We start from the raw sequence: 20,950 nt of genomic DNA on the forward strand, positions 1-20,950 counted from the left end.
TCACACCCCGGGACCGCGCCCGGCGGCCGAGGCCGGGACCGCGCCCGACGGCCGAGGCCCGCGAGCAGGCCCCGCGATTAAGCCCCGCGGTTAGGCCCCGAACGCCTTGGACTTGCCCTTCACCGGCTTCGCCCCGGCGAGCAGGTGCGCCGGGACCAGGTCCCGGGCCGGCTCGCTGTAGCCCACCGACACCAGCTTGTCGCCCTGGTACGTGAACGAGGTCAGCGAGGCCAGCGTGCACTGGCGGCGGCGCGGGTCGTGCCACAGCCGCCGCTTCTCCGCGAAGCTCCGTACGATCCAGATCGGCAGCTGATGGCTGACCGCCACCGCCTCGTGGCCGCGGGCCGCGTCACGGGCGGTCTCGATCGCGCTCATCATCCGCACGACCTGCTCGACGTACGGCTCGCCCCAGGACGGCTTGAACGGGTTCGTCAGGTGCTTCCAGTTCTCGGGCCTGCGCAGGGCGCCGTCGCCGACCCCGAAGGTCTTGCCCTCGAAGACGTTGCCCGCCTCGAGCAGCCGGCCGTCGGTCGCCAGGTCCAGCCCGTGCGCCTTCGCGATCGGCGCCGCCGTCTCCTGGGCCCGCTCCAGCGGGGAGGCCACGACGTAGGTCACGTCCCGGTTCTCCAGGTGCTCCGCGACCCGGTCCGCCATCTTCCGGCCCAGCTCGGAGAGGTGGTAGCCGCCGCGGCGGCCGTAAAGGACACCGTCCGGGTTGTGCACCTCGCCGTGGCGCACCACGTGGACGACGGTGATGTCGGGGGTGCCGGTGTCGGCGGCGCCGGAGATCTCGGGGATCGCGATCTCCGCGGCCGTGATGTCGGGGCCCGTGATGCCGGCGCTGTCTTCGGTGCTCACGCGGTGGCCTCCGCTGCGGCTCGGGCGGCGGCCGGCAGCGCGGCCGCGATGCGCTCGATCGCCTTGTCGTCGTGGGAAGTGGACACGAACCACGACTCGAACGCCGACGGCGGCAGGTACACGCCCTGCGCCAGCATCGAGTGGAAGAAGCCGTTGAAGCGGAACGCCTCCTGCTTCTTCGCGTCGTCGTAGTTGCGGACCTCGCCCTCGGTGAAGAACACCGAGAACATGTTGGAGGCCGTCTGCAGCCGGTGCGCGACGCCCTCCTTGGTGAGCGCCTCGGTGACCAGCCCCTGGATCTGGCTCGACACCGCGTCGACCTTCTCGTACGCCGCCTCGTCCAGCAGCCGCAGCTGCGCGAGACCGGCCGCCGTCGCGATCGGGTTACCCGACAGCGTGCCCGCCTGGTAGACCGGCCCGACGGGCGCGAGGTGGCCCATGACGTCCGCCCGGCCGCCGAACGCCGCGGCCGGGAAGCCGCCGCCCATGACCTTGCCGAAGGTCATCAGGTCGGGCGCGACCCCGTCCACGCCGTACCAGCCGGCGCGCGAGGTACGGAAACCCGTCATGACCTCGTCGGAGATGTACAGGGCGCCGTTCGCCCGGCACAGGTCGGCGAGCCCCTGGTTGAAGCCCTCCCCCGGGGTCACGACGCCCATGTTGCCGGGCGCGGCCTCGGTGATCACACAGGCGATCTCGCCGGGATGCGCGGCGAAGGCGGCACGGACCGCCTCGAGGTCGTTGTAGGGGAGCACGATCGTGTCCCCGGCCTGCGCACCCGTCACACCGGGGGTGTCCGGCAGCGCGAAGGTCGCGAGCCCGGAGCCGGCGGCGGCCAGCAGCGCGTCCACGTGCCCGTGGTAGCAGCCGGCGAACTTCACGATCTTGGCGCGACCGGTGAACCCGCGGGCGAGGCGGATCGCGGACATGGTCGCCTCGGTGCCCGAGGACACCAGGCGGACCTGCTCCACGGGAGCGATGCGCGCGACGATCTCCTCGGCGAGCGCGACCTCCCCCTCACCGGGGGTACCGAAGGAGGTGCCGCGGGTGACTGCGGCCTGGATGGCCTCCACCACGGCCGGGTGGGCGTGGCCGAGAATCATCGGCCCCCACGAGCAGACAAGATCGACGTACTCGCGCCCGTCGGCATCGGTCAGGTACGGACCGGTACCGGACACCATGAACCTGGGCGTTCCGCCCACGGCGCGGAAGGCGCGCACAGGAGAGTTCACGCCGCCAGGCGTCACGAGGGACGCGCGGTCAAAGAGAGTCTGCGAGACTTTGGCTTCATACGGGTACGGGTAGCTCACACCAGCCATGGTCTCAGAGGCCGCGACTGACTTGCGGACGGGCGTTTCACCGCGCCGCCCCGGGGGAGGTCACTGCCATGATGATCAGGCTGCGTGGCGGGGGTCACGGGGCCGGGGCAGGCAAGACCAGTCGGGTGGAGATATGCAACGCGGTGGTGGACCGGGCGAGGGCACGGACGGCCTGGACCCCCAGCGCGCCCGCGAACGTCGCCGTGGCAAGCACCGCCGCCGCGCCACGGACGCGGCAGAACACGTACCGGGCCCCACACAGGACCCCGACGGCCTCCCCAGGGGCCGCGGCATGGGCGTGACGTACAAGTACTTCGGCGCACCCGACGGGGCCACGGCCGCGCGCGTACCGGTGACGATGCGGCCGGAGGAGCTGGGCGGCGACGAGCTCGGCATGGGCGGCATGTTCACCAAGATCAAGCCGGAAACGGTCGCGGCGATGGTCCTGACCGGCATCGAGGGCATACCCCTGCACAAGGTGCCCCCGCTGGAACTGGTCGTCCTCCACCCCGACTACGCCGTCGTGAAACTCCCGATGACGGTCGTCGACCCGCTGCGCGGCATCGGCGAGGAATCGGTGGGCGCCGCCGCCTTCATCTGGTCCACGGTCCCCGACCGCGGCGGCCCCCGCGACGCCTTCAACGTCTACCAGCTCCTCCACGAATGGCAAGATTTCAGCCATCGCCTCCACGAGGCGGGCCACCAGCCGTACTGCCTGGTCTGGCCCTAGGCGGGACGTGCCGGCTCCGGCACACCCCGGCGCCGGGACGCCTGATCGGCCTCCCTCCGGCACGGCCCACCGTGTGGGCCGCCACCCGGAACCGGCGGCCGTGGCCTACCTGTAAATCCCCCGCCGGCCCCGCCGGGCAATGGCATGCTGGCCCCGTGAACGGACCCGGCATTGAGCTCACCCTCGCCCCCGAACTGCACGTGTTCGCCGCGCCCGCGCGCCGCGGGGCGCGCGTACCGACCGCGACCGACGGCGTCTCCAGCCTCGGCCACGTCGTCGAATCGGTCGGCGTCCCGCTCACCGAAGTCGGCCGGATCCTCGTCGACGGCGCCGAAGCACCCCTCGCCCACGTGCCGCGGGCCGACGAATCCGTGGAGGTGTTCGCCGTCGACCGCCCCCAGCGCCTCCCCGGCGCCGCGCCGCTGCGCTTCCTCCTCGACGTCCACCTCGGCACCCTCGCCCGCCGGATGCGGCTGCTGGGCGTGGACGCGGCGTACGAGAACGAGGACATCGGCGACCCGGCCCTGGCCAGCCGCTCCGCCGCCGAGCAGCGCGTCCTGCTGTCCCGTGACCGCGGACTGCTGCGCCGCCGCGAGCTGTTCGCCGGCGCGTACGTCTACAGCGTCAACCCCGACGAGCAGCTCCGCGACATCCTGGGCCGGTTCGCCCCGGCCCTCGCCCCGTGGACCCGCTGCACCGCGTGCAACGGCACCCTGCGCGAGGCCGACAAGGACAGCGTCGGCGACCGGCTGGAGAACGGCACGCAGCGCTCGTACGAGGTCTTCGCCCAGTGCGCCGACTGCGAGCGCGTCTACTGGCGCGGCGCCCACCACGCCCGGCTCGAGCAGATCGTCGACGAGGCCGTGGCCGAGTTCGGCGGCGTCGGCACCCCGTAGCCGCGCACGCGGGAGAGCGGCGCGGCGTGCACCGACCGGGACGCGTACGCGGGAGAGCCCGCACGGATCGGGACGCGTACGCACGTGAGCGCGTACGCGTCAGGACGCGCGACCCGTCAGAACGCGTACGTGTCCCCCGTGTCCAGGGCCAGCACCACGTGCTCGTTGTTGATGTGGTTCCGGTCGGTCGCGCCGCCGTTCCACCACGTGTCGACCCGCACCACGACCTCCGGAGCCCGCTCCTTCAGCCTCAGCGCCAGTCCGATGTGCCGACCCCGCCCGTGCAGCGGCAGTTCCCCGGTCTCGCACACCACCTCGCGCAGCCCGGCCCGTGCGCAGCCCTCCGCCAGTTCCTGCCGGTCCGCGAGGTCGGCCGACAGGCGCAGCCGTACGGTCGCGTTCGGCAGGGCGGACGGGCCCTCGTTCTCCGGTACCAGCAGGATCCGCAGCCGGGCCCCGTCCAGGGCGACCCGACCGTGGTAGGCCACATCCGCCTCCGGCCCGGCTCCGCCGCGGGCACCGGCCCAGGCGCCGCCGCTCCCCGCACCACCGCCGAGCAGCACCAGCAGCCCGGCCATCACCACACTCCGTACGGCACCTCGGCGCACCGCGACCACCTCCACGCGCGGACGCTAGCCCTCTCGCCCACCCGATGGTCGGACCATCACACGAACGAGGGCGAGCCCTTCGACCCCGGTCGCTCATTCGCTCCGCATAGGGTTCCGGCCATGCTCATCGCCCGCTCCGCCGCCCTCTTCGCCCTCGCCGCACTCCTGGAGATCGGCGGCGCCTGGCTCGTCTGGCAAGGCGTCCGCGAGCACAAGGGCTGGGCCTGGATCGGCGTGGGAGTCATCGCGCTGGGCCTCTACGGCTTCGTCGCCACCCTCCAGCCCGCCGGCGACTTCGCCCGCGTCCTCGCCGCCTACGGCGGGGTCTTCGTCGCCGGATCCCTCCTGTGGGGCGTGGTCGCCGACGGCTACCGGCCCGACCGGTGGGACATCGCGGGCGCCCTCGTCTGCCTCGCCGGCATGGCCGTGATCATGTACGCCCCGCGCGGCCGGTGACCACCACCCCGCCCGGCCTATGCTGGCGGAGAACCGCCCGTACGAACACACGAGCCACCGCACGAGCCACCACACGAGCCAACGCACGAGGAGCCCGCACATGAGCACGGCCACCCGAACCGCCGTAGTCACCGGCGCGAGCAGCGGCATCGGCGCGGCCACCGCCCGCCAGCTCGCCGCGGCCGGCTACCACGTCGTCCTCACCGCCCGCCGCAAGGACCGTATCGAGGCCCTCGCCGAGGAGATCCGGGCCGCCGGCCACGAGGCGACCGCACACCCCCTGGACGTCACCGACCGGGCGGCCGTCGACGCGCTCGCCGCCTCCCTCGAGCGCTGCGACGTACTCGTCAACAACGCGGGCGGCGCCATCGGAGCCGAGCCCGTCGCCACCGGCGACCCCGCCGACTGGCGCACGATGTACGAGACCAACGTCATCGGAGCGCTCAACGTCACCCAGGCCCTGCTCCCGGCGATCACCGCCTCCGGCGACGGAACCGTGGTCGTCCTCTCCTCCACCGCCGGCCACGCCACCTACGAGGGCGGCGCCGGGTACGTCGCGGCGAAGAACGGCGCCCGCGTCCTCGCGGAGACGCTCCGGCTGGAGATCGTCGGGCAGCCCGTCCGCGTCATCGAGATCGCGCCCGGCCTGGTCAAGACCGAGGAGTTCGCGAAGACCCGCTTCCGCGGCGACACCGACCGGGCCGCTCAGGTGTACGCGGGAGTGGCCGAGCCCCTCTCCGCCGACGACGTGGCCGACACCATCACCTGGGCGGTGACCCGCCCCAGCCACGTCAACATCGACCTCCTGGTGGTCCGCCCCCGCGCCCAGGCCTCGAACACCAAGCTCCACCGCGAGCTGTAGCCCCGCACCCCTTACGGGACCAGCCCGGCACTCTTCAGGTGAGGCATCAGGGCCGCCGGCTTCAGCCCGGAGGCCTTCGCCGCGTCCAGGGCCCGCCGCAGGTCGGCGCCGAGCGTCGGCGTGAAGTGCAGCAGCACGATGTCACCGGACTTGAGCTGCGGAGTCGCGGGCGTCTCGCTCCACGTCGTGAAGTCGTACGTCCACGTGATCAGCGCCTTCACCCCGCACGCCTTGGCGGCCAGCCGCACATCGTCGTTGACGGCCCCGTACGGCGGCCGCAGCAGCTTCGGCTCCCGCCCGAAGGCCGCGGCGAGCCGCTCCCCGGCCCCGCACACCTCGGCGTCCTTGCCCGCGGCGTCGAGGGTGGTCAGGTCGGGGTGGTTGACCGTGTGGTTCTCCACGCTCACCCGCCCCTGCTCGAGGAGGCCGGTGAAGTACTGGGTGTCGTACGAGGTCGCCCCCGGCAGCAGGAACAGCGACGCGGGGATCCGCCGGTCCACGAGGGTCTGCGCGACGGCCGGGTCGTGCACCCAGCCGTCGTCGATGGTGATGAACACGACCTTCTCGTCGGTCGGCACGTGCGATACGACGGGCGGCAGCCCGGCCTTCCGCCCCGAGGCGGCGCCCGGACTCCCGGCGGCCTGCCCGGCCTCCTCGCCCCCAACGGCACCGGCGGTCCCCACGACCCCGAGAGCGAGCGACAACGACGCGAGCGCGGCAAGAACCACGCGAGATCTCCACATGCCGCACACCTTGGTCTAGACCAACTCAGCCCGTCAATCCCCTACTCGGGAATTCTGCGAGCCGAAAGCAGTTCCGCGCCACGCGAGTTGACGGCCACCACATCGGCCGGCCCCTGCTCGGGAACCTCGATGACGGCCGTCACCGCCCACCGCCGCTCCACGGCCCGCCAGTGCTTCGACCCGCCTCCCAGCAACCGGTCCGAGTCAGTGTCCGACGTGAAGAAGAACCAGGCCGTCCCCTGCTTCGCGGCCAGTCGCTCCGTCACCACGTACGTACACGTCACCAGCGAGGCACCGGACGCCAGCCGCACGACCGGCAGTTCCCCGCCCGCGGCCTTGTAGCCGAACTCGTGCCGAACCTTCCCCTCGACCTGCTTGTCCCGCTCGTTGTAGCGGTCGACCACCCCGCTCGTGAGGCCGCCCGGCACGAAGTGCTCGCTCTTCGGCTCGCCCTGCGGCGCCGTGAAGCTCATGTAGTCCGCGTACCGTCCGCAGGCCTTGCGGTCGGTACCGGCCCGCGCCGACAGCACGCCCGCTCCGGCCACGCCCGTGACCGGAGCCGCGATCTCCTTCTCCCGCACCTCGACGTTGTGCTGCTCGTACGGATGCTCCCGGGGCGTGACAGCGCCTTGCACGACCGGGTCCCCGTTCACCCAGGAGGTGGCGGCGGCCTTCCAGGGCCCACCGGCCGCGGCCTGCACGAAGTAGTGCACGGCGGTGGCGCGGTCCTCCACCTGGCCATCGTCCTTGCTGAACACGACGAACGAGCGCGGATACCCCGGCTGCTCCCGAACCGTCGGGATCACGAAGACCGACCGGGTGAAGTCGATGTCCCCGTCCCTGACGATGGCGTGCGCGTTCTTCCGCTCGTGGCGCGCCCTGCTCTGCTCCAGCAGCGCCCCGGTCTGCAGCTTGGAGATCGCCGCGAAATCGGCCCTCCCCTCGGCTATCGAGTTCGCCCACCCGTAGGTGTTGAACACCTTTTCGGCGTCCGCCACCCCGAACACCCCGCACCGGCCACGACGAATACGGCCGCCACCCCGAGCCCCGTCACCCGCATCCGCCGTCCTCCAGCCCCGAAACCCACCACACCGGCTCCCCTCAACGGAACACACCCACCAGATTTGCCCAGATCAGACCACATCCCCGCCGCGCAGCACCCCGCCGGGGCCCACCACGAGGACACCCCCGCGCGCACCGCGCACCCCTGGCCACGCCGGCACGCGAAGGCGCCGGACCACGAACGCCCGCGGCCGGGACCGAAGTCCCGGGACGCGCGATTGCCCCGTCCCGACACCGGCCGGGCCTTCGAGCGTCCCCCACCACCACACCCAGGCCTCAGCCCTTGATGCAGATGACCTGCTTGAGCTTCGCCACGACTTCCACCAAGTCGGTCTGCTGGTCGATGACCTGCTCGATCGACTTGTAGGCGGCCGGGATCTCGTCCACGACGCCCGAGTCCTTGCGGCATTCCACACCCTTGGTCTGCTCCGCCAGGTCCTTCGCCGAGAAGCGCCTCTTCGCCGCCGTCCGGCTCATCTTCCGGCCCGCGCCGTGCGAGGCCGAGTTGAAGGACTTCTCGTTGCCGAGCCCCTTCACGATGTACGAGCCGGTACCCATGGAGCCGGGGATGATCCCGTAGTCCCCGCTGCCCGCGCGGATCGCGCCCTTACGGGTGACCAGCAGGTCCATGCCGTCATACCGCTCCTCCGCCACGTAGTTGTGGTGGCAGCTGATCTCCGGCTCGAAGGACACTTTCGCCTTGCGGAACTCCTTGCGGATCAGTTCCTTGGACAGGCTCATCATCGCGGCCCGGTTGTACCTGGCGTACTCCTGCGCCCAGAAGAGGTCGTCCCGGTAGGCCCGCATCTCGGGCGTGGCCGCGAGGAAAACGGCAAGATCACGGTCGACCAGCCCCTGGTTGTGGGAGAGCCCGCGGGCCACTCCGATGTGGAAGTCGGCCAGCTCGTTCCCGATGTTCCGGGAGCCCGAGTGCAACATGATCCATACCGAATCGGACATGTCCACGCAAAGTTCCCAAAAGTGATTTCCACTTCCCAATGTGCCCAATTGCCTCAGGGCGCGGCCATGACGGAACTTCACCGCGTCCGCGAGGTAGTCGAACCGCTTCCACAAGTCCTCGTACCCCTCCACCGAGAACCCGTACAACCGCCCCGGGTCCACCGCCTCCCGGTGCATTCCCGCGCCCACCGGGATCGCCCGCTCGATCTGCGAGCGCAGTCCCGACAGGTCCCCGGGCAGGTCGTTCGCCGTCAGGGAGGTCTTCACCGCCGACATGCCGCAGCCGATGTCCACGCCGACCGCCGCGGGGCAGACCGCGTCCTTCATGGCGATGACCGAGCCGACCGTCGCGCCCTTGCCGTAGTGCACGTCCGGCATGACGGCCAGGCCCTTGATCCACGGGAGGCCCGCCGTGTTGTGCAGCTGGCGCATCGCGCTGTCGTCGACCGACGCCGGGTCGGTCCACATCCGGATCGGGACCTTCGCCCCGGGCACCTCTACATACGACATTTTGGCCTCAACACCCCGTTAACCGCAGAAAAGTCTCCATACACGAAAAGCCTCGCTTATAGCCTCAAATACGACATGAGACCGGCGCCGGCACCAGCGTGTGCGATAGACATTGTGTCCATCCGCGCCCCAGCCGCGGCAACGCATTTTCCCGAAGGGAGCCGGTGGAACGTGCAGCGCAAGTCGGTACGTGGAGTCCTGCCAGGCATCGTGATGCTCGCCGCCCTCACGGTCGGCCTCACCGCCTGCACCGACGACGGCGGATCCGGAACCCCCAGCGACTCGAAGCCCGGCACGAAGCCCGGTGCGCCCGCCCAGCCCGGCAAATACCGCAGCCTGCCCATGCCCTGCAAGGCCGCCGACGCCAAGAAGGTCAAGGCGATGCTCCCGGCCGCCGAGGCCCTCACCCCCGAAGCCCTCGAAGCGCAGTACGCCGGGGTCGCGGACGCCTCGTACGACGCCGACCGGCGCGTCGGCTGCCGCTGGACCGCGCAGACGCCGACCGAGACCCGGCTGCTGTCGGTGGGCTTCGAGCGCGTGGTCTCCTACGACCGGGCCACCACCAGCGACGACGACAAGGCGCGGCAGGTCTACCTCGGCCAGCTCACCAAAGCCCACCTGCCCGCCCCGGTGCCGTCGGCGAGCCCGACACCGTCCGGATCCGGGTCCACGGCGCCCAGCCCGACGCCGACGCCGAGCACCAGTGCGGCGGCTACGGGTGCGGGCGCGACCCCCGGTGCATCGAGCGGCAGCCCCTCCGCCCCGCCCGAGCTGGGCTCCCGCGTCCTCGAAGAGCTCGGCAACGAGGCCTTCCTCGAGGACAAGCTCGGCACGGCCGGCGCCACCGCCGCCCAGGCGCGCACCGTCCGCATTGTGTTCCGTACCTCGAATGTCATCGTCACCGTGGAGTACAGCGTCCAGCCCGCACCGCCCGGCACGGTGCCGCCCAGCGGTGAAACCCAGGACAGGGCACGGCAGTTGGCGCAGGCCCTCGTGGAGCGGTTCAACGAGTAGCCGGCCCCGCCCCAGAGGGGCGCGCGGGCCCATCGTGACGGCGCGCACAGCAGCCGGGCGCCGGGTCGGGCTACCGTTGCCGGGGTCCCGCGCCCGTAAGAGGGGCCCAACCGAGCCCGCACGAAGACCCACAACGTCTGAAGGAATCATGCACCGATCAGCCTCGCGCCTCACCCGCGTCCTCGCCTGCGCAGCCGTTCCGGTGATCCTCACGGTCGCCGGCTGCTCGTCCGACTCGGGCAAGGACTCGGGCTCGGGCAGCGGCAAGAAGTCCGGGGCGTCCTCGTCCGCCCAGCCGAGCTCCAAGCCCTCCAAGGCGCCGCTGGAGAAGGCCGTCTACTCCACGCTGCCGGAGCCGTGCAAGGTGGTCGCCGCGAAGACGATCGAGGCGATCGTCCCGAAGGCGAAGGACGCCAACGGCACCGCCGCCAAGTCGAACGACGTCACCAGCCGCGCCACCTGCACCTGGAACGGCCTGGACGAGGCCGGCCTGAAGGGCTCGCAGTACCGCTGGCTCTCGATCTCCCTGGTCCGCTTCGACTCGCTCGCCTCGGTCGGCACCGGCAGCAAGCGCGCCGAGGACGAGTACGCCAAGCAGGTCGAGAAGGCGAAGGTCATCGAGGGCGCGGAGAACGTGAAGCCCGAGGAGGCCGGCGGCATCGGCGACCAGGCCACCTCCATCACCTTCACCACCAAGAAGGACGGCGAGTTCTTCAACACGACGGTCATCGCCCGCACGCACAACGTCGTCATCACCCTCGACTACAACGGCACGGCCTACGAGGGCGCGGACGCTCCGGACCAGGCGAAGCTGCTCGAGAGCGCCATCGCGGCGACGAAGGAGACCGTGGCCTCGGTCGAGGCCGCCAACCAGGCGAAGCAGCCGGAGCAGTCCGGGACGCCGTCGCCGCAGCCCTCGCCTTCGAACTCCTAGGGCGTAGTGAGCCGTCGGCGGTCCGGCCTCTGGAAGCCCCGGGTCCGGACCGCCGACGTCCCCTTTCCCGTACGCGCGTACGCTGTGCCCTGCCGTAGCTCGACAAGGGGAGGGGATCGCGGGTGGCCGCGATGCAGCTGACTCGTACGCACCGGATATTGATCGGTGTGGTGGTCGCCGGAGCCGTCGTCATCGCGGGGATCGGATTCGCGGGTTCGTACTCCGCCGTGCGCGCCCTGGCCTTGAAGAAGGGCTTCGGCAGCTTCTCGCTGGTCTTCCCGATCGGCATCGACATGGGTATCTGTGTCCTGCTCGCGCTGGACCTGCTGCTGACGTGGATCCGGATCCCGTTCCCGTTGCTGCGCCAGACGGCGTGGCTGCTGACGATCGCGACGATCGCGTTCAACGGGGCCGCGGCTTGGCCGGACCCGCTGGGCGTCGGCATGCACGCCGTGATCCCGATCCTCTTCGTGGTCACCGTGGAAGCCGCCCGCCACGCGGTGGGCCGGATCGCGGACATCACCGCCGACCGGCACATGGAGGGCGTCCGGCTCACGCGCTGGCTGCTCTCCCCGCTGCCCACCTTCAAGCTGTGGCGCCGGATGAAACTGTGGGAGCTGCGCTCCTACGAGCAGGCCGTCGGCATGGAGCAGGACCGGCTGATCTACCAGGCCCGCCTCCAGGCCCGCTACGGCCGCGCCTGGCGCCGCAAGGCTCCCGTCGGAGCCCTGATGCCGCTGCGCCTCGCCCGTATCGGTGTCCCCCTGTCCCAGACGGCCCCCGAGGGCCTGGCGGCGGCGGGCATCGACCCGCTCCTGCTGCCCCCGGCCCCGGAGCCGTCCGCTCCGGCCCTCCCGGCGGGTGCGGCCCACGCCCTGTCGGACACCGCGGGCGCACTCCAGGCGGCCCCGGCCCTCCCCGGCGCTGCCACCGCTGTCGGCACCGCCCCCGCTCCCGGCACCGCCCCCGCTCCCGTCGCGGCCGGCGCTCCCGTCGCGGCCGACGCCCAGCAGCCCCACCAGGCGGCAGGGGCCGAGCCCCAGTCCGCGGAGGGGCCGGGCGGCGAAGCGGCCCCGCAGGGCCACCCCGACTCCGCCCCCTTCGTGGTGGACCCGACCGCCATGCCGGCCGCGCACAACAGCGCCTGGTTCGCGGGCCCGCTCGCGCCGCAGGCCACGTACGAGGGCGGCTACAACCCGCAGTACGTCGAGGGCCTGGAGCCGACCCCGGTCATGCCCCCGACCGGCCCGGAGCAGCAGCAGGAGCTGCCGATCCCGGGCCCCCGCCAGGAGGGTGCCCTCCCGGAACCCGCGGCCGGGCACGAGGCCGAGCCGAACATCGACGACGTGAAGTTCGCGGAGGCGGCGTACGAGGTCTTCCGCGCCTACATCGACGAGTTCTCCGGCTTCCCGACTCCGGAGCAGGTGGACATACACCTCTCGGACCGGCACGGAATCGTGCACCCGCGCAGCGCGTCGATGATCCGCCGCCTGATGCCGGAGCTGAAGCAGCGCTACCAGCGCGACCTGGAGAGCGAGCACATCGCTTAGCCCGTACGCGTACGCGTACGGCGAGAAACGAAAGGGCCCGCACCCCCAGGGGTACGGGCCCTTCGCACGCCCTCGAGGGGCGGAACCTCAGACGGCCAGCAGCTTGCGCACCCGCTCGGCCCCTACCGCGAGCAGCAGCGTGGGCAGGCGCGGCCCGGTCTCCCGGGTGACGAGCAGCCGGTACAGCAGCGCGAAGAACGTCCGCTGCGCGACCTTGAGCTCCGGCGTCGGCTTGGCGTCCGGCTCCAGTCCGGCCATCACCTTCGGCACGCCGTAGACGAGGGTGGTGAGCCCGTCGAGCGACCAGTGCGAGTCGAGTCCGTCAACGAGCCGGCGCAGTGACTCGCGGCCCTCGTCGTCCAGGGACGACAGGAGCTCTACGTCGGGCTCCTCGCGCACCAGCGTCCGCTGGTCGGCGGGAACCTGGGTGGTGATCCAGTTCTCGGCGCGGTCCAGGCGCGGTCGTACCTCGTCCAGCGAGGTCAGCGGCCGGTCGGGTTCCAGGTCGCTCAGGATGCGCAGGGTCTGCTCGTCGTGTCCGGCGGTGACGTCCACCACCGAGGCGAGCGTCCGGTACGCCATCGGCCGCGGGGTGCGCGGCAGTTCGTGCGAGGCGACGCGTACGGCACGCGCGTGGGCGGCGGCGTCGGCGGGCAGCACGGAACCGTCGGCGACCTTCGCCTCCAGCTTGTCCCACTCGTCGTAGAGCCGCTGGATCTCCTGGTCGAAGGCGATCTTGAAGGACTGGTTGGGGCGGCGGCGGGCGTAGAGCCAGCGCAGCAGCTGCGGCTCCATGATCTTCAGCGCGTCGGCCGGGGTGGGCACCCCGCCCTTGCTGGAGGACATCTTGGCCATGCCGCTGATGCCGACGAACGCGTACATCGGTCCGATCGGCTGCTCGCCGCCGAAGAGGCCCACGATCTGGCCGCCGACCTGGAAGGACGAGCCGGGCGAGGAGTGGTCGACGCCGGACGGCTCGAAGATCACGCCCTCGTAGGCCCAGCGCATCGGCCAGTCGACCTTCCAGACCAGCTTGCCGCGGTTGAACTCGCTGAGCTTGACCGTCTCGGTGAACTCGTCCTTGGTGCAGACGTAGGTCAGCTCGGTCGTCACGTCGTCGTAGGACGTGACCTTGGTGAAGTCCTTGCCGCACTGGCCGCAGTACGGCTTGTACGGGAAGTACCCGCCCTCGCCGACGCTGCCGTCGTCCTCGGCGGCGGCGCCCGAACCCTCGGCGGCCTCCAGCTCGGCGTCGTCGACCTGCTTCTGCTGCGGCTTCTTGCCGCCCGGCTTCTGCTTGGTGCGGTACTGGTCGAGGATGGCGTCGATGTCGGCGCGGTGCTTCATCGCGAACAGCACCTGCTCGCGGTAGACGCCGCTGGTGTACTGCTCGGTCTGGCTGATGGGGTCGTAGTCGACGCCCATCTCGGCCATGGCCTCGACGAAGACGGCCTTGAAGTGCTCGGCCCAGTTCGGGTACGCCGATCCGGCCGGGGCGGGCACGGCGGTCAGCGGGCGCCCGATGTGCTGGGCCCACGACTCGTCGATGCCGGGGACGCCGGCCGGCACCTTGCGGTAGCGGTCGTAGTCGTCCCACGAGATCAGGTGCCGGACCTCGAAGCCCCGGCGGCGGATCTCGTCCGCGACCAGGTGCGGGGTCATGACCTCGCGGAGGTTGCCCAGGTGGATCGGGCCGGAGGGGGAGAGTCCGGATGCGACGACGATGACCGGAGCGGTAGCGAGTGGTGTTTTCGCGCCCGGGGCTCGGCGCTCCGCCTCGGCGATGACCTCGTCCGCGAAACGGGAGACCCAGTCGGTCTCGGTGCTGCTCTCGGCGCTCTGAGCCACGACACGTCCTTCTATCTCGAATGCTGGCTTCAGCCATTCTCCCAGACGGAAGAGGGCGCTCCGGGGTTGCGCCCGGCGCGGGGATATCCCGGAATGCGGACAGCCCTCCCGTGGGATACTCGGTGTTTGTCGGAACACCCAAGTGCAAGCTCAGGCACGACCTCACAGGAACGGCAGCTCATGGCCTCGGTCCCTTCCCTCGCTTCCTCCGTCAACCAGCGCGTCGCCGACGCACTCGCCTCCGCCCTGCCGGATGCCGGTGCGAGCGACCCGCTGCTGCGACGAAGCGACCGGGCCGACTTCCAGGCCAACGGCATCCTGGCGCTCGCGAAGAAGGCCAAGGCCAACCCGCGCGAGCTGGCGACGACCGTGGTCGAGGGCATCGACACCGGTGACCTGATCAAGGAGATCGAGGTCTCCGGACCCGGCTTCCTCAACATCACCATCACCGACCGGGCGATCATCGAGACCCTGGCCGGGCGCGCCGCCGACGACCGCCTCGGCGTGCCGCTCGCGGCGCAGCCGGGTACGACGGTGATCGACTACGCGCAGCCGAACGTGGCCAAGGAGATGCACGTCGGCCACCTGCGGTCCGCCGTGATCGGCGCCGCGATGGTGGAGATCCTGGAGTTCACGGGCGAGAAGGTGGTCCGTCGCCACCACATCGGCGACTGGGGCACCCAGTTCGGCATGCTCATCCAGTACCTGCTGGAGCACCCGCACGAGCTGGACCACACGTCCGGTGAGGGCGCGGACGGCGCGGAGGTCTCCGGCGAGGAGGCCATGTCCAACCTGAACCGGCTGTACAAGGCCTCGCGCGGGCTCTTCGACTCCGACGAGGAATTCAAGACGCGTGCCCGCGCCCGGGTGGTGGAGCTGCAGGCCGGCGAGCCCGAGACGCTGGCGCTGTGGCAGCGGTTCGTGGACGAGTCGAAGATCTACTTCTACTCCGTCTTCAACAAGCTGGACATGGACATCCAGGACCCCGACGTCGTCGGCGAGTCCGGCTACAACGACATGCTCGTGGAGACCTGCAAGCTGCTGGAGGAGTCGGGCGTCGCCGTCCGTTCCAACGGCGCGCTCTGCGTCTTCTTCGACGACGTCAAGGGCCCGGACGGCAACCCGACCCCGCTGATCGTCCAGAAGTCCGACGGCGGCTTCGGCTACGCCGCGACCGACCTCTCGGCGATCCGCGACCGCGTGGGCGAGCTGGGCGCCACGACCCTTCTCTACGTGGTGGACGCGAGGCAGTCCCTGCACTTCAAGATGGTCTTCGAGACGGCCCGCCGCGCCGGCTGGCTGAACGAGGACACGAAGGCCGTCCAGCTGGCCTTCGGTACCGTGCTGGGCAAGGACGGCAAGCCGTTCAAGACCCGTGAGGGCGAGACGGTCCGGCTGGTGGACCTGCTGGACGAGGCGGTGGACCGGGCGACGGCCGTGGTGCGCGAGAAGGCGGAGAAGATCGGTCTGACCGAGGCGGAGATCGTCGAGAACGGCAAGTACGTCGGCATCGGCGCCGTGAAGTACGCGGACCTGTCGACCTCGGCCGCGCGCGACTACAAGTTCGACCTGGACCAGATGGTCTCGCTGACCGGTGACACGTCCGTGTACCTCCAGTACGCGTACGCCCGCATCGGCTCGATCCTGCGCAAGGCGGCCGAGACGGGTGACCGCAAGCCGGCCGCACACCCGGAGCTGGAGCTTGCCCCGGCCGAGCGCGCGCTGGGCCTGCACCTGGACCAGTTCGGCGAGCTGCTCGCCGAAGCGGCCGCGGACCACGCCCCGCACAAGGTCGCCGCGTACCTCTACCAACTGTCCTCGCTGTTCGCGACGTTCTACGAGCAGTGCCCGGTCGTGAAGCCCGAGCCCGAGCTCGTCGTCGGCGAGAACCGCCTGTTCCTGTGCGACCTGACGGCCCGCACCCTCACCAAGGGCATGTCCCTCCTCGGCATCCGCACCCCCGAGAAGCTCTGACGCACACGGAAGGGGCCGTGGGGAGCCCGCCCGGCGCGCTCCCCACGGCCCCTTCGCCGTGCCGCGTCCGCTAGCCGATCGCGCGGATCGTGTTCCAGCCGCTCGACCCGACCGTGGTGCGGGTCCCGTCCACCGGGTCGCCCGCGCCGTTGGTCTCGCCCGCGTAGAACATCAGCGTGCCGGTGCCCTCGTTCGTGGTCGCCCACAGGTCGGCGACCCCGTTGCCGTCCGCGTCGCCCGCGCCCGCCAGCAGCGGCCGGTTGCCGGTCCCGTAGCCGTGCCCGTACTCGGTGCGCTCGCCGAAGGTGCCGTCGCCGTGGCCCCGGTAGAGCCACAGCTTCTCGTCGTTCGCGTCGCGCGCGAACAGGTCGACTCGGCCGTCGTGGTCGGTGTCGCCCGCCGCGCTCAGGCTCATCGGGGACCAGCCCCGCAGGCCGATCTGCACGCCGGGCTTCACGCCGGGGTTGGCGGCCGGGTCGCCCGCGTACAGCCACAGGGTGTCGCCGATGGTGGCGATCACGTCCGGGTAGCCGTCGCCGGTGGCGTCGCCTACGCCGGCCACTTGGGAGTCGGCCGGGAAGCCGGTGCCGATCCGCACCGGGGAGGCCAGGGTGCCGTCGCCGCGGTTCGGGTAGACGCGCAGTTCGCCGCCGACGCGTGCGAGAAGGTCCTCGGTGCCGTTGCCGGTCCAGTCGCCCCGGTGGGAGACCGAGGCGCCGGCCCAGCCGCCGCTGCCGATGACGGTGGGGCCGCCGGTGACGGAGCCGTTGCCGAGGCCGGCGTAGAGGCGGAGCCTGCCCGCGTCGTCGACGGCGACCAGGTCGGACTTGCCGTCACCGCTCAGGTCACCGGTCGTCGGCGCGCCGCGGAGCACGGCCGTGACGGGGGCGTGGTCGGAGACCCCGCTCGGAGGGCCACTGGTCGGCGTGTTCGGGGTGGTGTCCATCCGCGCCGAGTCGATGGCGCAGGAGGCGAAGCGGCTCGCGCCGACCGCCTTCGTGGTGAAGAGGTGGTCGAGCTTGTGCCAGGTGTGCACGCCCGCGGCCGTGTCCCAGCCGTGGTAGGTGTACCCGTCGATGCAGCTGTCGTACGCGCTCGTCAGGGGCGCCATCTCGGCCGCACCGGCGTTGCGGTTGAAGTCCCCGCCCAGGACGGAGCCGCCGGGGGCGTGCGCGTCGACGAACGTCTTGACGTTCTTGATCTGTTCGGCGGCGCGGCTCGCGTCACCGGGGATGATGTGCGTGGTGCAGGGTGTGGTGCTCCAGCCCTCCACCACCACGCACAGCGCCGCGAGGGTCTGATCGTCGGCCGGTGAGTCGGGCAGCGTGTTCTCTGCCCAGGAGGCGGTGACGGTGCCCTTGACGGCCAGCAGGATGCCGAGCTCGCCGGCCAGTCCCGCCCGGCAGTCGGTACGGCCGTCGGGGCGCGCGCCCTTGGCGTGCCGGATGGACCATTCACTGCCGAGCCGCTCCTGCAGCAGGGCCATGTGGCTGCCGGGTGCGCCGCCGCAGACCTCCTGCAGCATCACCACGTTGGCGCGCCGCTCGTCCACGGCCTTCTTGACCTCGTCGATCTTCGCGACGGGCTCGTCGCGGTACGGGCAGTAGCCCACGCCCCCGCGGCTGCCGCCGGCCTCTCCGCAGATGTTCCAGGACACCACCCGGATCTCGCTCTGCGCCGGTATCGCGGCCTGGGCGGCCCGGGCGGAGGGTGCCGCGACCAGAACGGTGCCGAGGGTGGCGCCGAGGGCCGCGACGGCCGCCGCCACGGACACGAGCATCCGTACGGATCTCTTCAATTCCCCAGCCTTCTTTCGGTGTGACGACCGGCGGAGCTCCCCACCGGGCGCCCTCATGATCACCGTTCGCCGTCCCCCGGCCGGACGCGGGGCCGGGGCCGGGGCGTGGGGCGGGGGCGCCTCGTCACCCGTACGGCCCGGTTCAGCCCTGTATGCCCGGGTAGGGGACGGCCCGTCCTTCCCCTACGCCCGCCCCCGGAGCGCCCCGTGCCCGATATGAACGGCCCCTACAAGCCCGGCACCCCGTGCTGGATCGACCTGATGGTCCCCGACCAGCAGGCCGCCCTCGACTTCTACACCGAACTCTTCGGCTGGCAGGGCGAGATCGGCCCGCCCGAGACCGGCGGATACTCCGTCTGCACCCTCAAGGGCAAGCCGGTCGCCGGGATCATGAAGGCGATGAACCCGGACGGCACGGTCCCCGACCCGATGCCGCCGACCGTGTGGACCACGTACCTGGCCACGGACGCCATCGACGCCACCCTCAAGTCCGCCACCGACGCGCACGGCACCGCCCTCGTCGGCCCGATGGACGTCATGGACCTCGGCCGGATGGCCGTCCTCGCCGACCCGACCGGCGCCGCCTTCGGCCTCTGGCAGGCCGGTACCTTCGACGGCGCGGGCATCGTCAACGAGCACGGCGCCCTCATCTGGAACGAGCTGAGCACGGGCGACGTCCCCGCCGCGGTCGAGTTCTACACCTCGGTCCTGCCGGTCACCACGGCCGTCTCCGAGATGCCGGACGCGGGCGGCTACACGGAGTTCAAGGTCAACGGCCGCGCGGTGGCCGGGATGATGGACATGAAGAACCTCCCCGCGGGCACCCCGCCGAACTGGCTCCCCTACTTCCACGCCGACAGCGTGGACGAGGTGGAGGCCGCCGCGGTCCGCGCGGGCGCCTCGGTCCTGATGCCGTCCTTCGACATGGTGGCCGGCCGCATGGCCGTCCTCGCCGACCCCCAGGGCGCCCCCTTCGCCATCATCACGGCCGGCTCCCCGGAGCAGCCCGCCTGACGGGTGGTGACCTGCCGCCGTGTGACGGGGCCCACAGGGAACGTTTCGCCTGTGGGCCCCCTCCTCCGCACTCCGGGGCCGCGGTCGCCGCGCCGCTCGCCGCCGACGGAATGGTCCACCTCTACTGGGCCACCGGCGCGACCTGGCCCGCCCCCGACGAGCAGGCGCTGTCCCTGGCCGTACGCGGCACCGCGGTGTCCTTCGGCCCGCCCGTCGTCCTGCCGCTCGCCGCGCTCACCCTCACCGGCGCCGCCACCGTCCTCGCCCACTCCCGCCGCCCGGGCTCCCCCGCCGTCCGCCGGGCCGCCCGGCTGGCGCGCGGCCGGTGAGCGGCGGCCCCCTCACCCCGGCCGCCCGCGACCGCGGGGTCGCCCTCGCCCGTGCGGCCCTCGGCGGCAACACCCTGGCGCTGCACGACCTCCTCGACCACCTGACCCCGTACATCGCGCGGATCTGTACCCCGATCGCCCTCGCGGACGGTCCGGACGCCACCCAGGAGGCCCTGCTCGCCGTCTCCGGTCGCTGCGCTCGCTGCGTGACCCGCAGACGCTGTACGGCTGGGTCCGGACCATCGCCGTCCACGAAGCCGTCCGCACCGCCCGGCGCGCGGGCCGCGACCGGCCGGCCGAGCCGGCCGACGTACCCGGCCGGGGCGACCCGCAGCTCGCCACCGACATCAGGGACGTCCTGGCGCGCCTCTCCCCGGCCCACCGGGCCGTCCTCGTACTCCGTGACGTCGAGGGCCTGGACGAGGAATCCACCGCGACCCTGCTCGGCGTTCCGCCCGGCACGGCCAAGTCCCGGCTGCACCGGGCCCGTTCGAGCTTCCGAAAGGCGTGGACCTCATGACGTACGAAGTGGATCAGGTCGGCCGGCTCCGCATCATGGCGGCGGGCATCCCGGGCGCCAAGGTCGTGGAAAGCGTCCTGCCCGCCCACCTGGAGGCGGTGTGGGCGGTGATGTCGGACCTGGAGGGCGAGTTCGGCCGCTTCCAGCCGGACATGCGAAGCATGCGCGTGCTGCGGGTGACGGGTGATCGGGTGGAGGCCCTGGCCCGCAGCAAGTACGGCCTGCGCGCCCACTTCCGCGGAGTCCTGCGCCCCGGCTGGTGCTGGCTCCAGAGCCGCTTCCTGATCATCGGCATGGCAGCCGCCCCGGAGCCCGGCGGCTCCACCCGCGTCGCCCTGACGGGCGGTGTAAGGGTTCCGGGGCGGGCCGCGATCGTCCCGGTGGGCGCGGAACGCGAACTACGGCAGGCGATGATCCGCCTGTCGGCCGGTGTGCCGCCCCGGGTCGGCGGAGCCGGCCGCCCACACGACCACAACCCGCCGCAGCCGACCCGGCATTGACCCCCCGGAACGTCGAGCGCCCAGGTGTCCCGAAGCTAGCGACCGGCCCCCCGGAACTCGCACCAGACGACTTTGCCCGGCGCCCGGGGCAGTACGCCCCGGGCGTCGGCGAGGGCGTCCACGAGCAGCAGGCCCCTGCCGGGCGGCCGTTCCGCCATGCGCGAGAGTCCGGGTCCGCTGTCGTGGACCTCGATCCGGACCGTGTCGTCGAAGGCGAGCAGCCGCAGCAGGTACCCCCGGCCGCGCGGGACGCCGTAGCGCAGGGCGTTGGTCGCCAGCTCGCTCACGCAGAGCGACACGTCTCCGTCCCGGTCGGACCTCCCCCACACGTGCAAGGTGTCACGTGTGAACTGGCGCGCAGCCGCAACGGACTGGGGATTGCGCAGGTAGAGCCGCTCGATCAGGAGGGCTGCTTGAGTATGCGGATTCACGGGACCATCGTCGCGCGCAGTGACTAGCGTGTGG

Annotated in this window: 21 protein-coding genes; 12 read left to right on the top strand and 9 right to left on the bottom strand. The window is 71.7% G+C overall.

What is annotated here, in order from left to right; genetic code table 11:
• Nucleotides 1–90 precede the first annotated feature (90 nt).
• The gene (locus tag OTB20_RS24025; RefSeq protein ID WP_267820625.1) at nucleotides 91–789 is read right to left on the bottom strand and encodes a histidine phosphatase family protein; all 699 of its coding nucleotides are present in this window, start codon (nucleotides 787–789) and stop codon (nucleotides 91–93) included.
• Between the two features lie 65 nt (nucleotides 790–854).
• Nucleotides 855–2,177: a glutamate-1-semialdehyde 2,1-aminomutase gene (hemL, locus tag OTB20_RS24030; RefSeq protein ID WP_267820505.1), complete on the bottom strand. Its 1,323-nt coding sequence runs from the start codon at nucleotides 2,175–2,177 to the stop codon at nucleotides 855–857.
• Nucleotides 2,178–2,469: 292 nt separating this feature from the next.
• On the opposite strand from hemL, the gene OTB20_RS24035 reads away from it, so the two are divergent.
• Both OTB20_RS24035 and OTB20_RS24040 read left to right on the top strand, forming a co-directional pair.
• The gene (locus OTB20_RS24035; protein WP_008738524.1) at nucleotides 2,470–2,907 is read left to right on the top strand and encodes a hypothetical protein; all 438 of its coding nucleotides are present in this window, start codon (nucleotides 2,470–2,472) and stop codon (nucleotides 2,905–2,907) included.
• 155 nt (nucleotides 2,908–3,062) lie between these two features.
• Entirely contained in the window at nucleotides 3,063–3,803 is a 741-nt protein-coding gene (locus OTB20_RS24040; RefSeq protein WP_267757209.1) for a Mut7-C RNAse domain-containing protein, read from the top strand.
• 116 nt (nucleotides 3,804–3,919) lie between these two features.
• Here OTB20_RS24040 and OTB20_RS24045 read toward each other — a convergent pair whose 3' ends face one another.
• Nucleotides 3,920–4,426: a hypothetical protein gene (locus tag OTB20_RS24045; protein ID WP_267757210.1), complete on the bottom strand. Its 507-nt coding sequence runs from the start codon at nucleotides 4,424–4,426 to the stop codon at nucleotides 3,920–3,922.
• A gap of 105 nt (nucleotides 4,427–4,531) precedes the next feature.
• Between OTB20_RS24045 and OTB20_RS24050 the strand changes: the two genes are divergently transcribed.
• Nucleotides 4,532–4,867 carry a YnfA family protein gene (locus OTB20_RS24050; protein ID WP_267820507.1) on the top strand — a complete coding sequence of 112 codons (336 nt, stop codon included), beginning with the start codon at nucleotides 4,532–4,534 and terminating at the stop codon, nucleotides 4,865–4,867.
• Between the two features lie 100 nt (nucleotides 4,868–4,967).
• A complete protein-coding gene (locus OTB20_RS24055; protein WP_267820509.1) occupies nucleotides 4,968–5,729 on the top strand; it encodes an SDR family NAD(P)-dependent oxidoreductase in 762 nt (253 codons plus the stop codon).
• Nucleotides 5,730–5,740: 11 nt separating this feature from the next.
• Here the strand turns inward: OTB20_RS24055 and OTB20_RS24060 are convergent, their stop codons facing one another.
• The 3 genes from OTB20_RS24060 to OTB20_RS24070 form a co-directional block, all read right to left on the bottom strand.
• Nucleotides 5,741–6,472 (bottom strand): polysaccharide deacetylase family protein, encoded by a 732-nt coding sequence (locus tag OTB20_RS24060; protein WP_267820511.1) that lies wholly within the window; start codon nucleotides 6,470–6,472, stop codon nucleotides 5,741–5,743.
• Nucleotides 6,473–6,513: 41 nt separating this feature from the next.
• Complete coding sequence (locus OTB20_RS24065) at nucleotides 6,514–7,470, bottom strand: hypothetical protein (protein WP_267820513.1); 957 nt, start codon at nucleotides 7,468–7,470, stop codon at nucleotides 6,514–6,516.
• Between the two features lie 340 nt (nucleotides 7,471–7,810).
• Nucleotides 7,811–9,004 (bottom strand): RtcB family protein, encoded by a 1,194-nt coding sequence (locus tag OTB20_RS24070; RefSeq protein WP_267820515.1) that lies wholly within the window; start codon nucleotides 9,002–9,004, stop codon nucleotides 7,811–7,813.
• A gap of 171 nt (nucleotides 9,005–9,175) precedes the next feature.
• Between OTB20_RS24070 and OTB20_RS24075 the strand changes: the two genes are divergently transcribed.
• From OTB20_RS24075 to OTB20_RS24085, 3 genes are all read left to right on the top strand, one after another.
• Entirely contained in the window at nucleotides 9,176–10,018 is an 843-nt protein-coding gene (locus OTB20_RS24075; RefSeq protein ID WP_267820517.1) for a DUF3558 domain-containing protein, read from the top strand.
• Between the two features lie 148 nt (nucleotides 10,019–10,166).
• Entirely contained in the window at nucleotides 10,167–10,952 is a 786-nt protein-coding gene (locus tag OTB20_RS24080; RefSeq protein WP_267820519.1) for a DUF3558 family protein, read from the top strand.
• Nucleotides 10,953–11,074: 122 nt separating this feature from the next.
• Nucleotides 11,075–12,502, top strand: a complete 1,428-nt coding sequence (locus OTB20_RS24085) for a DUF2637 domain-containing protein (protein WP_267820521.1) — start codon at nucleotides 11,075–11,077, stop codon at nucleotides 12,500–12,502.
• Nucleotides 12,503–12,589: 87 nt separating this feature from the next.
• Here OTB20_RS24085 and lysS read toward each other — a convergent pair whose 3' ends face one another.
• The gene (gene lysS / locus OTB20_RS24090; protein WP_267820523.1) at nucleotides 12,590–14,350 is read right to left on the bottom strand and encodes a lysine--tRNA ligase; all 1,761 of its coding nucleotides are present in this window, start codon (nucleotides 14,348–14,350) and stop codon (nucleotides 12,590–12,592) included.
• Between the two features lie 180 nt (nucleotides 14,351–14,530).
• Here lysS and argS point away from each other — a divergent pair, with 180 nt between their 5' ends.
• On the top strand, nucleotides 14,531–16,324 hold the full coding sequence (gene argS, locus OTB20_RS24095) for an arginine--tRNA ligase (protein ID WP_267820525.1): 1,794 nt from the start codon (nucleotides 14,531–14,533) through the stop codon (nucleotides 16,322–16,324).
• Nucleotides 16,325–16,394: 70 nt separating this feature from the next.
• Here the strand turns inward: argS and OTB20_RS24100 are convergent, their stop codons facing one another.
• Nucleotides 16,395–18,122, bottom strand: a complete 1,728-nt coding sequence (locus tag OTB20_RS24100) for an FG-GAP-like repeat-containing protein (protein ID WP_267820527.1) — start codon at nucleotides 18,120–18,122, stop codon at nucleotides 16,395–16,397.
• A gap of 216 nt (nucleotides 18,123–18,338) precedes the next feature.
• Between OTB20_RS24100 and OTB20_RS24105 the strand changes: the two genes are divergently transcribed.
• The 4 genes from OTB20_RS24105 (at nucleotide 18,339) to OTB20_RS24120 (ending at nucleotide 20,485) form a co-directional block, all read left to right on the top strand.
• On the top strand, nucleotides 18,339–19,136 hold the full coding sequence (locus OTB20_RS24105; protein ID WP_267820627.1) for a VOC family protein: 798 nt from the start codon (nucleotides 18,339–18,341) through the stop codon (nucleotides 19,134–19,136).
• Nucleotides 19,137–19,246: 110 nt separating this feature from the next.
• Nucleotides 19,247–19,465, top strand: coding sequence for a hypothetical protein (locus OTB20_RS24110; RefSeq protein ID WP_267820529.1), 219 nt, complete (start codon nucleotides 19,247–19,249; stop codon nucleotides 19,463–19,465).
• Nucleotides 19,466–19,823: 358 nt separating this feature from the next.
• Nucleotides 19,824–19,985: a sigma factor-like helix-turn-helix DNA-binding protein gene (locus OTB20_RS42495; protein WP_324290413.1), complete on the top strand. Its 162-nt coding sequence runs from the start codon at nucleotides 19,824–19,826 to the stop codon at nucleotides 19,983–19,985.
• Nucleotides 19,982–20,485, top strand: a complete 504-nt coding sequence (locus tag OTB20_RS24120) for a hypothetical protein (protein ID WP_267820531.1) — start codon at nucleotides 19,982–19,984, stop codon at nucleotides 20,483–20,485. The genes OTB20_RS42495 and OTB20_RS24120 overlap by 4 nt, the downstream gene beginning before the upstream one ends.
• A gap of 35 nt (nucleotides 20,486–20,520) precedes the next feature.
• On the opposite strand, the gene OTB20_RS24125 is transcribed toward OTB20_RS24120, so the two are convergent.
• Nucleotides 20,521–20,916: an ATP-binding protein gene (locus OTB20_RS24125; RefSeq protein WP_267820532.1), complete on the bottom strand. Its 396-nt coding sequence runs from the start codon at nucleotides 20,914–20,916 to the stop codon at nucleotides 20,521–20,523.
• Nucleotides 20,917–20,950: the final 34 nt, after the last annotated feature.

Origin of the sequence: Streptomyces sp. H27-H1, from assembly GCF_026627445.1 — a bacterium.
Classification (GTDB): domain Bacteria; phylum Actinomycetota; class Actinomycetes; order Streptomycetales; family Streptomycetaceae; genus Streptomyces.